Annotated in this window: 11 protein-coding genes and 11 tRNA genes; 21 read left to right on the forward strand and 1 reads right to left on the reverse strand. The window is 41.1% G+C overall.

Annotation, left to right across the window (positions count from 1 at the left end; translation table 11 throughout):
• Positions 1 to 60: 60 nt before the first annotated feature.
• The 9 genes from RSX31_RS21540 to RSX31_RS21580 all read left to right on the forward strand — a co-directional run bounded on the left by RSX31_RS21540 (position 61) and on the right by RSX31_RS21580 (position 7,430).
• A complete protein-coding gene (locus RSX31_RS21540) occupies positions 61 to 891 on the forward strand; it encodes an RsbT co-antagonist protein RsbRA (RefSeq protein WP_315635991.1) in 831 nt (276 codons plus the stop codon).
• Positions 888 to 1,244 carry an STAS domain-containing protein gene (locus RSX31_RS21545; protein WP_044340427.1) on the forward strand — a complete coding sequence of 119 codons (357 nt, stop codon included), beginning with the start codon at positions 888 to 890 and terminating at the stop codon, positions 1,242 to 1,244. Before RSX31_RS21540 ends, RSX31_RS21545 begins: the two co-directional genes overlap by 4 nt.
• A gap of 2 nt (positions 1,245 to 1,246) precedes the next feature.
• Positions 1,247 to 1,648, forward strand: a complete 402-nt coding sequence (locus RSX31_RS21550) for an anti-sigma regulatory factor (RefSeq protein WP_034763056.1) — start codon at positions 1,247 to 1,249, stop codon at positions 1,646 to 1,648.
• A 10-nt stretch (positions 1,649 to 1,658) separates the two neighbouring features.
• Positions 1,659 to 2,669, forward strand: coding sequence for a PP2C family protein-serine/threonine phosphatase (locus tag RSX31_RS21555; RefSeq protein WP_315635992.1), 1,011 nt, complete (start codon positions 1,659 to 1,661; stop codon positions 2,667 to 2,669).
• A gap of 77 nt (positions 2,670 to 2,746) precedes the next feature.
• Complete coding sequence (locus RSX31_RS21560; RefSeq protein WP_315635993.1) at positions 2,747 to 3,079, forward strand: anti-sigma factor antagonist; 333 nt, start codon at positions 2,747 to 2,749, stop codon at positions 3,077 to 3,079.
• Positions 3,079 to 3,546 (forward strand): anti-sigma B factor RsbW, encoded by a 468-nt coding sequence (gene rsbW, locus RSX31_RS21565; protein ID WP_282139240.1) that lies wholly within the window; start codon positions 3,079 to 3,081, stop codon positions 3,544 to 3,546. Before RSX31_RS21560 ends, rsbW begins: the two co-directional genes overlap by 1 nt.
• Positions 3,524 to 4,321 carry an RNA polymerase sigma factor SigB gene (sigB, locus tag RSX31_RS21570; protein ID WP_148971297.1) on the forward strand — a complete coding sequence of 266 codons (798 nt, stop codon included), beginning with the start codon at positions 3,524 to 3,526 and terminating at the stop codon, positions 4,319 to 4,321. The genes rsbW and sigB overlap by 23 nt, the downstream gene beginning before the upstream one ends.
• Positions 4,321 to 4,917 carry a PP2C family serine/threonine-protein phosphatase gene (locus RSX31_RS21575; RefSeq protein WP_148971298.1) on the forward strand — a complete coding sequence of 199 codons (597 nt, stop codon included), beginning with the start codon at positions 4,321 to 4,323 and terminating at the stop codon, positions 4,915 to 4,917. The genes sigB and RSX31_RS21575 overlap by 1 nt, the downstream gene beginning before the upstream one ends.
• Before the next feature lie 344 nt (positions 4,918 to 5,261).
• Positions 5,262 to 7,430 carry a Tex family protein gene (locus RSX31_RS21580; RefSeq protein ID WP_315635994.1) on the forward strand — a complete coding sequence of 723 codons (2,169 nt, stop codon included), beginning with the start codon at positions 5,262 to 5,264 and terminating at the stop codon, positions 7,428 to 7,430.
• A gap of 88 nt (positions 7,431 to 7,518) precedes the next feature.
• Here the strand turns inward: RSX31_RS21580 and cmpA are convergent, their stop codons facing one another.
• Positions 7,519 to 7,632, reverse strand: a complete 114-nt coding sequence (gene cmpA, locus RSX31_RS21585; protein WP_113970254.1) for a cortex morphogenetic protein CmpA — start codon at positions 7,630 to 7,632, stop codon at positions 7,519 to 7,521.
• A gap of 149 nt (positions 7,633 to 7,781) precedes the next feature.
• On the opposite strand from cmpA, the gene RSX31_RS21590 reads away from it, so the two are divergent.
• The 12 genes from RSX31_RS21590 (at position 7,782) to RSX31_RS21645 (ending at position 9,669) form a co-directional block, all read left to right on the forward strand.
• Positions 7,782 to 8,258, forward strand: a complete 477-nt coding sequence (locus RSX31_RS21590) for a SprT family protein (RefSeq protein WP_148971301.1) — start codon at positions 7,782 to 7,784, stop codon at positions 8,256 to 8,258.
• A gap of 128 nt (positions 8,259 to 8,386) precedes the next feature.
• A tRNA-Asn gene (locus RSX31_RS21595) sits at positions 8,387 to 8,461 on the forward strand.
• A 7-nt stretch (positions 8,462 to 8,468) separates the two neighbouring features.
• Positions 8,469 to 8,559 (forward strand) — tRNA-Ser (locus tag RSX31_RS21600).
• 15 nt (positions 8,560 to 8,574) lie between these two features.
• Positions 8,575 to 8,646: transfer RNA gene (locus RSX31_RS21605), tRNA-Glu, on the forward strand.
• A 115-nt stretch (positions 8,647 to 8,761) separates the two neighbouring features.
• Positions 8,762 to 8,838, forward strand: a tRNA-Asp gene (locus tag RSX31_RS21610).
• A gap of 80 nt (positions 8,839 to 8,918) precedes the next feature.
• Positions 8,919 to 8,993, forward strand: a tRNA-Gln gene (locus RSX31_RS21615).
• Between the two features lie 5 nt (positions 8,994 to 8,998).
• Positions 8,999 to 9,074, forward strand: a tRNA-Lys gene (locus tag RSX31_RS21620).
• A 29-nt stretch (positions 9,075 to 9,103) separates the two neighbouring features.
• Positions 9,104 to 9,185, forward strand: a tRNA-Leu gene (locus tag RSX31_RS21625).
• A gap of 83 nt (positions 9,186 to 9,268) precedes the next feature.
• Positions 9,269 to 9,354: transfer RNA gene (locus tag RSX31_RS21630), tRNA-Leu, on the forward strand.
• Between the two features lie 18 nt (positions 9,355 to 9,372).
• Positions 9,373 to 9,449, forward strand: a tRNA-Arg gene (locus RSX31_RS21635).
• Between the two features lie 55 nt (positions 9,450 to 9,504).
• Positions 9,505 to 9,581 (forward strand) — tRNA-Pro (locus RSX31_RS21640).
• A 14-nt stretch (positions 9,582 to 9,595) separates the two neighbouring features.
• A tRNA-Gly gene (locus RSX31_RS21645) sits at positions 9,596 to 9,669 on the forward strand.
• The last annotated feature ends 2 nt before the right edge of the window (positions 9,670 to 9,671 follow it).

Consider the following 9,671-nt stretch of genomic DNA (forward strand, 5'->3'; position numbering starts at 1 on the left):
TTACATCATTCGGCATAAATACGAAGTTCAAATTTCATATGATAGAATGGAGAGAACTAAATGTTTAGTGAAGTCACGGATTATATTCAGAATAATAAATCAGATATCACTAGTATTTGGATGGAACGAATGAGGAACGAAGCGGATGAGAAGTTTCTTCAAGTTGTTTCAGATCAAGTTTTTACTAAGACAAGCCATGAGTTTGTAGAAATGATTCTTTCAAACTTAAGGGATTCCAATGAGTTCAATAGCCGGTTGGGAGATTTCGCTGAAAAGGTTGTCAGGTTAGGATGGCCACTGACCTTTGTGACATCGGCTCTAAGCACTTTTGGTAAAGTGGTTTACGAAGGCATGATGAAAGAAGGTATTATTACAGATCAAAACTATGCGACACAAGTTGAGAAGTTCGATAAATGGTTAACGCCAATGAATAATAAAGTAATCAGTGCTTATACAGAATCATGGGAAAGAACCGTTTCGCTTCAAAAAATAGCGTTGCAGGAATTGTCCGCACCATTGATACCTGTTTTCGAAAAAATTTCTGTGATGCCGCTTGTGGGAACGATTGATACAGAACGAGCGCGATTGATTATGGAAAATCTATTAAACGGTGTAGTGAAGCATAGAGCGGAAGTGGTGTTAATCGATATCACCGGTGTACCTGTTGTGGATACAATGGTAGCCCATCATATCATCCAGGCAGCTGAAGCTGTTCGATTAGTAGGGGCGAAGTGCATGTTGGTTGGGATCAGACCTGAAATCGCGCAAACGATTGTAAACTTAGGAATTGATTTAAATCAATTCAGTACAAATAGTACGTTACGAAAAGGAATTGAGAAGGCTCTTGAAATGACAAATCGAAAAATAGTTTCGGCGGAGGGATTAGAGTGAGAATACCAATTTTAAAGCTGCATGATTGTTTGCTGATTTCCATTCAGTGGGAGCTTGATGATCAAACAGCCCTTCAGTTTCAAGAAGATCTTCTGCATAAGATCCATGAAACGAGTGCCAGAGGGGTAGTAATCGACATTACTTCCATCGATTTTATAGATTCATTTATTGCTAAGGTACTTGGGGATGTCATTAACATGTCAAGGTTAATGGGGGCAAAGGTAGTCATCACCGGCATCCAGCCTGCTGTAGCGATAACATTGATTGAGCTTGGAATCAGGTTAGAGGACGTTCTGACCGCTCTGGATCTGGAAAAAGGTCTGGAGAAATTACAATTGGAACTGGGGGACTAGGTATGGATAGCCAATCCTGCGTGAAAATCACGAATGAATGGGACATCGTTGCTGCCCGCCAGTTAGGAAGGAATGTAGCGAAAGAGCTCGGATTCGGTACCGTTGACCAAGCTCGTATCACTACGGCTATCAGCGAATTAGCAAGAAACATCTATTTATATGCTGGCTACGGTCAGATTTGCATAGAAAAATTATTCGATGCCGGGAAAAAAGGTGTACGAATTATCGCCTTGGACGAAGGACCCGGAATCGCAGATATTAGAAAAGTAATGGAAGATGGATATTCCACATCGGGCGGATTAGGAGCAGGTTTGCCTGGAGTCAAGCGTTTAATGGACGAGTTCAACGTTGAGTCTGTGCCGGGTGAAGGAACAGACATTAGGGCGACTAAGTGGCTCCGCTAGGGGGAGTTATATGAATTTCAGAGATTTGATGGACTCTAAATATAGAGAAATTATTGAGCATTACCTAAATGAACAAGATGAAAAGGCTCTTTATTTAGGACAGAAATTTAGTCGTAAATCAATAGAGCATCATGTTTCACCTGAGGAGATCATAAGTCTCCATAAGAGTGTGATATTGGAAATGGAGCCCGATATACCACATCAGGTACTGCACTCATTCGATATTTTACTTGAAGTCATGATAGGCTACGGTTTTGCTTATCGGGAGCATCAAAGTCTACGTACAAAACAACAAGAATTAAATAACGAAATAGATGTGGCATCCAACATGCAACAAACCCTGCTGGGGACCATGATACCTTCAGTAGAAGGCCTGGATATTGGAGCTGTAAGTGTACCTGCCAAAAAGATGAATGGAGATTACTATCACTTTGTTCAGGATGAGAATGACAGCGTCAGTGTTGCCATTGCTGATGTGATCGGTAAGGGTATACCCGCAGCTCTTTGTATGTCCATGATCAAGTATGCGATGGATAGTCTACCTGAGTACCGGAATGAACCTAACGCTGTTTTGGAAAGCTTAAACAGAGTAGTGGAACAAAATGTAGATGCAAGTATGTTCATAACCATGTTTTACGGTGTATACAATTCGGCGGAACATCTATTTTCATACTCATCAGCTGGGCATGAACCTGGCTTTTTTTATAGAGCGTCAACCAACGAATTTGAAGATCTTGATGCAAAAGGTCTTCTATTAGGTGTAGATAAAAAAGCGAAGTACCGACAATACGAGAGACGGGTTGAGATAGGGGACATGATCATTCTTCTCTCTGATGGAGTAACAGAGTGTCGTTCAGAAGAGGGCTTCATTGAAAGGGAAGATTTGGTTCAATTAATAAGCAAGCACAATCACCTTCCTCCTCAAGAGATTGTCAATAACGTATACAAACAACTCGAGAAGCTGCAGCACTTTGAGCTTAGAGACGATTTCACTCTAATCATCATAAAAAGAAATTCATAAATAAAGTTTATTCCTGTTATAAATGGGGTAAATGTACAAAGACTTATTATAAATGTTGCCAAAAAGGTGGTCTTTTTATGAACTTATCAATAGATATGAAAGAAAAAGAGAACGAGCTGCTCGTTAAAGTAGCTGGTGAAATCGATGCATATACAGCACCAAAGCTTAAAGAAACGCTTCAACCCTCTGCTGAAGCTGATAATAAAGATATAACAGTTGATCTTTCAGACGTATCGTATATGGATAGTACTGGATTAGGTGTATTTGTTGGTCTTTTCAAAACGGTTAAAGCCCGCGGTGGGCAATTAAATCTAATCGGCTTATCCGATCGTCTGCAGAGACTGTTTGATATTACAGGTTTAGGGGATATTATGAATATTAATTCCAAGGTAGAAGGTGGCGTGGAATGATGAAAGCTTTTGATTACATCGAGATGAAGATCCCCGCAAAGCCGGAATATGTCGGGGTCATTCGTTTGACGCTTTCAGGAATTGCAAGTCGTATGGGATTTGACTACGATGCAATTGAGGATTTGAAGATTGCTACTAGTGAAGCTATCACAAATGCGGTTCAGCATGCGTATAAAGACAACGACGGAGAAGTGGTTGTCGGATTCGCGCTATATGAGGATCGCCTTGAGGTTATGGTAGCGGATCACGGTGAAAGTTTTGATTTCAAAGAAATTCGCAGTGCTGTTGGTCCTTATCATGCCGATCATTCAGTGGAGTTCTTAAGAGAAGGTGGGTTAGGCCTTTACCTTATTGAGAGCTTGATGGATGATGTAAAAGTGCATCACAAGGAGGGAGTGACAGTCTTTATGACTAAATTCCTATCAGGGGAGCAGGTGGAGAGGGATGAAAAAACTATCTCAACCTAACCAGCAGGCTCAAAAAGAAAAAGTACTACAATGGATCAAAGATTATCAGGAAAGAGAAGATGACGATGCACAAAGTCAACTGATCTTACATTACCAGAATCTTGTTGAATCCATTGCGAGGAAATATTCGAAGGGAAGATCTTTCCACGAAGACATTATCCAAGTAGGGATGATTGGATTGCTTGGTGCAATCAGAAGGTACGATGAATCTTTCGGTAGATCATTCGAGGCCTTTGCGATTCCGACAATCATTGGAGAGATAAAAAGGTTCCTGCGAGATAAAACGTGGAGCGTACATGTTCCGCGGAGAATTAAAGAGCTTGGTCCGAAAATTAAATCTACGGTCGAAGAGTTAACAAACAGTTTAGAACGTTCTCCTCAAGTCCACGAAATTGCTGAGTATCTGGAGGTTAGTGAAGAGGAAGTTCTGGAAGCAATGGAAATGGGTAGAAGTTATCAGGCGTTATCGGTGGATCACTCGATTGAAGCGGATTCTGAGGGAAGTACTGTTACAATATTGGATATTGTGGGAGATCAGGATGAGGGCTACGAGAAAGTCAATCAGCGACTCGTTCTTGAGAAGGTACTTCACGTTCTTTCCGACAGAGAAAAGGCTATTATACAACACACCTATTTAGAAAATTTAAGCCAAAAAGAAGCTGGCGAGAAGCTCGGTATTTCCCAAATGCATGTTTCCCGTTTACAAAGAAGAGCGATTAAAAAGCTTAGGGAAGCCATTCAGGAAGAGATGGACGATTCGGAGAGCCATTATTAATGGCTTATCTTCAACAAAATGAAATAGAGCTTTATGCAGAGCAAGTATCGAAAAACGGAAATCCTTATTGTGGGGACAGTTATTTCTATACCTCTACAAGCGATTACTTTATCTGTGTTTTGGCCGATGGTTTAGGTAGCGGTAAGTTTGCTTATGAATCGTCTCATGTTGTCGTCGAGATAGTTGAAGAGCATCACCACGAGGATGTTGAAACCCTCATGACTCTTTGTAACGAAGCTCTTCAGAAAAAACGTGGCGCTGCAGTAGCGATCATTAAAGCGTATTACCATTCTAAAGAGTTTGTGTATAGCTGTGTAGGGAATATACGTTTTTATATGTATGCACCTGAAGGAAAGATGACTTATCCATTACCGGTTACCGGGTATTTATCCGGAAGGCCGCAAACATATAAAACACAACGTTTTCATTACGATTCCAACTCAAGATTTCTTATTCACTCAGATGGCCTGAGTATATCGGGAGTAAAGAATATCCTTCAAAGATATCCAACGCTTCATGGCGCTTTAGGTGATATTCAATCTCTAGTCGACGGTACATCAGATGATACAACATATATTATTGGAAACTTACTCTAACGGTCTTAGGGTAAGTTTTTTTGTTTAGGCTCTTTACACAAAGATTGATGTTTTTAACATAAGCTCTGTCAATCGGTGTGTGCTGGTTGATGTAGTAGCACATAGTGGATTGTAGCGGAAGACACTGGACTCCTGCGGGAAATAGAGGCTCGACTTCCTCCCCGCGGAAAGCAAGTGTCTGGAGCGGAAAGGAACGGTCCACGATTTGTTCACAGAACGACTTACGTTGGCAAGTGCTTAATTTCAGAACAAATATATCCTTCCTTGTTGTTAATACACCTTTTCAATCCTCAAAGACAGTTATGGTAAAATAAACAAGAATCCTATTCATGGAGGTTATACCAATGGCAGCAACATTAACAAATCAAGAACCACTACTTAACAGAGTATCAAAAGAATTGAACCTATCAATAAAAAATGTCAAAAACGTCATCTCACTACTGGAGGAAGGAAATACAGTCCCTTTCATCGCGCGTTATCGGAAAGAACAGACCGGAGCACTAGACGAAGTACAGATCCGAAATATAATGGATAAATGGAATTACCTGCAAAACTTAGAGCAAAGAAAAGAAGAAGTTATTCGATTGATCGAAGAACAAGGGAAGCTGACCGAAGAGTTAACCCAGGCCATTAAAAAGGCGGATAAGCTGCAAACGATAGAAGATTTGTATCGACCATATAAGCAAAAACGAAGAACAAAAGCGACCGTAGCGAAAGAAAAAGGGCTGGAACCTCTTGCAGAATGGATTCTAACATTCCCCACATCAGGAGATCTTGAAGAAGAGGCTTCTCGCTACGTGACTGAAGATAAGGAATTAAAGACAACCGAGGAAGCTTTAACTGGAGCAAAAGACATTATTGCAGAGTACATTTCCGATGAAGCTTCATACCGAGAATACATAAGAAGTTATACATTCCGGAAAGGGTTAATTGAATCAAAGGTTAAAAAAGAAGAGGAAGATGAGAAAAAAGTTTTTGAAATGTACTACTCTTATCAAGAACCGATCCATAAAGTAGTTCCTCATCGGATTTTGGCGATGAACCGAGGGGAAAAGGAAGATATATTAAAGGTGAATATCCAGCCTGATACAGAAGGTATTGTGCACTATTTACAAAGGCAGGTCATTAAAAATGTTCACTCGATCTCCGTTCCTCTTGTGAAAGAAGCAGTGGAGGATAGCTATAAAAGATTAATCCAACCATCGGTAGAAAGAGAAATTCGTAATGAATTAACAGAGAAAGCAGAGGATCAAGCCATTCATATCTTCTCTGAAAATTTGAGGAAATTATTGCTTCAACCGCCGATGAAAGGAAAAATGGTCTTGGGTGTCGACCCTGCTTTCCGAACAGGTTGCAAATTAGCAGTCATTGATGAAACAGGAAAAACTCTTGATATAAATGTGATTTATCCGCATTCATCCCATTCTCAACTCACAAAGGCGGAAGAAGCGATCAAAGCGATAATGACAAAATATTCGATTGAGGTTGTCGCTATTGGAAATGGGACGGCATCCAGGGAAACAGAGCAATTTGTTGTGAATGTGTTAAAAGATATGGAACAACCGATTTTCTATTTAATTGTCAACGAAGCTGGAGCAAGTGTATATTCAGCATCAGATATTGCGAGAGAAGAGTTCCCGAACCTTCAGGTTGAAGAAAGAAGTGCCGTCTCCATCGCAAGAAGATTGCAGGATCCGTTAGCTGAATTAGTGAAAATCGATCCTAAATCTGTTGGAGTTGGGCAATACCAGCATGATGTTTCACAAAAGAAGTTAAATGAATCACTAACCTTTGTGGTGGAAACGGCTGTTAACCAAGTGGGGGTAAATGTGAATACCGCCTCCTCATCACTATTACAATATGTTGCGGGACTCTCCAAGACGGTGGCTACTAATATTGTTAAAAAGAGAGAGGAAGAAGGCAAGTTTGTTTCCAGGTCCCAATTAAAGAAAATTCCAAGACTTGGTGCAAAAACGTACGAACAATGTATTGGCTTCCTAAGAATAATGGATGGGAAAGAGTTACTCGATCGAACATCTATTCATCCGGACAATTATAACGATGTGAAGAAGCTTCTTTCGAAAGTTGGGTTGACTGTAAATGACATCGGGTCCGAAGAACTGAGACAGTCCTTGAACCAATTGAAATTAGAAGAGGTCTCTGAGGAGTTGGAGATAGGGGGATTAACGCTCAAAGATATTGTGGATTCGTTAATTCGACCAGGGCGTGATCCACGGGATGAATTTCCTAAACCTCTTCTCAAGAAGGATGTCTTGAAACTTGAAGATTTAACACAAGGTATGGAGTTGCAAGGGACAGTAAGAAATGTAGTGGATTTTGGTGCGTTTATCGATGTAGGTGTGAAACAGGATGGGCTTGTCCATATTTCAAAGCTGAAAAATGGTTTCGTTAAGCATCCATTAGATGTGGTGTCCGTTGGGGATGTTGTGACCGTTTGGGTTGACAGCGTGGATGTTCAAAAAGGCAGAGTCGCATTGACGATGATTCAATAATCAGGTAAGAGCTGACTGCGGGGGAGTGAATGCTATCTCAGGTCAGCTCTTTTTGCCATTTAGGATGGGCTATGATGGATGTCCATACTTAAGAGCTGTTCTTCTTACGGTAAAAATACCAGCATTGATTAAGGAGTTTGATTTGATATCGATCCTTCTCAAAATAGGCTCTCCTCAATTGATTCACAAGCCAGTTAGGCATGGGGTAACCTCCTTATCTCTAAGAAAGTGCCAGTTGAATCCATGTGGTGACATTCCTTGGAGTATTTTGTCATGCTGAAACAGTAAGGGTGATATCTAGTTTATGCTATAATAGGTTGTCATGTTCTAATTAAGAAAGAAGGATTTCAAATGACGGACGCTGAGCTGCAATTTCTTGTTGAAAAAATTTCCATTCAATCTTTTCATAAGCCTTTTCTTCATAAGGCATATTTCAACCCAAGGTTAAGAACCACTGGGGGAAGGTATATGTTAGGCAGTCATAATATCGATATTAATCGTAAATATTTAGACGAGCATGGTATGGATGAATTAATAGGAATCATTAAACATGAGTTGTGTCATTATCATTTACACATTGAAGGTAAAGGATATAAGCATGGAGATGAAGATTTTAAGAGACTTCTAAATGAAGTTGGGGGTCCAAGACATTGTTCAATATTAACGAGTGTGAATAATAGAAGAAGGTATTTGATTTATGAGTGCTCGAAGTGTGGTTTGGAGTTTAAAAGAAGAAGGAAGATCAATTTAAGAAAATATGTATGTGGGCGTTGTAAAGGCAGGCTTAAATTAGTGAAGGAAGTTATTATGAAGGAAGACAAATCTTGAGTGGTTATTCTCTTGATTACCATCATCTTTTTTTGATGAAAAGTGCTTGAAAGTAGTTGACAATAAATAGCTGAGTCATTATAATCTAAAGAGTCGATAAGACAAGTTAAGCGAAAAATACTTTACGTTCCGCAGTAGCTCAGTGGTAGAGCTATCGGCTGTTAACCGATCGGTCGCAAGTTCGAATCTTGCCTGCGGAGCCATTTTTATGGGGAAGTACTCAAGTGGCTGAAGAGGCGCCCCTGCTAAGGGTGTAGGTCGGGCAACTGGCGCGAGGGTTCAAATCCCTCCTTCTCCGCCATTACTTTTAAAACATGGCCCATTGGTCAAGCGGTTAAGACACCGCCCTTTCACGGCGGTAACACGGGTTCGAATCCCGTATGGGTCATTTTCATTTTTGCTATTGGCAACTTAATAATAGCTATTTTGCTGACGCAGTTAATGAATGTTATTTTGACTGGCGTCAAGGTAATGAAAGTTATTTTGCTGGCGCAAAAAACTCTGGTCCGGTAGTTCAGTTGGTTAGAATGCCTGCCTGTCACGCAGGAGGTCGCGGGTTCGAGTCCCGTCCGGACCGCCAAATTATTTCTTTGAAAAGTTATTGACTTTAATATTTTGGACATGTTATTATATAAACCTCGTCACTTTTTGACGAAACATTGGGCTATAGCCAAGCGGTAAGGCATCGCACTTTGACTGCGACATGCGTTGGTTCGAATCCAGCTAGCCCAGCCATTTAAGAGCCATTAGCTCAGTTGGTAGAGCATCTGACTTTTAATCAGAGGGTCGAAGGTTCGAATCCTTCATGGCTCACCAAAGATTTTTGTAAAAGCAAAATCATCTATGCGGGTGTGGCGGAATTGGCAGACGCACCAGACTTAGGATCTGGCGCCGCAAGGCGTGGGGGTTCAAGTCCCTTCACCCGCACTTTAAAAGTTGTTGAAATAACTTATGAAAAAGTATTGACACAACAGATTATCCTCGATATAATAGTGTTTGTCGCTTAAAACGCGGTCGTGGCGGAATGGCAGACGCGCTAGGTTGAGGGCCTAGTGGGGGCGACCCCGTGGAGGTTCAAGTCCTCTCGGCCGCACCAAAGCTTTTACAACATATTGCGCCCGTAGCTCAATTGGATAGAGCGTTTGACTACGGATCAAAAGGTTAGGGGTTCGACTCCTCTCGGGCGCGCCATCTTGTTTCTACAAGCGAGTGTATCATACTCAATGTAATACATATGCTTTTCTGGCGGGAAGTAGCTCAGCTTGGTAGAGCACTTGGTTTGGGACCAAGGGGTCGCAGGTTCGAATCCTGTCTTCCCGACCATCACAATATTATATGCGGGTGTAGTTTAGTGGTAAAACCTCAGCCTTCCAAGCTGATGATGAGGGTTCGATTCCCTTCACCCGCTCCAAT

Source organism: Rossellomorea yichunensis, from assembly GCF_032337515.1.
Lineage (GTDB): Bacteria > Bacillota > Bacilli > Bacillales > Bacillaceae_B > Rossellomorea > Rossellomorea yichunensis.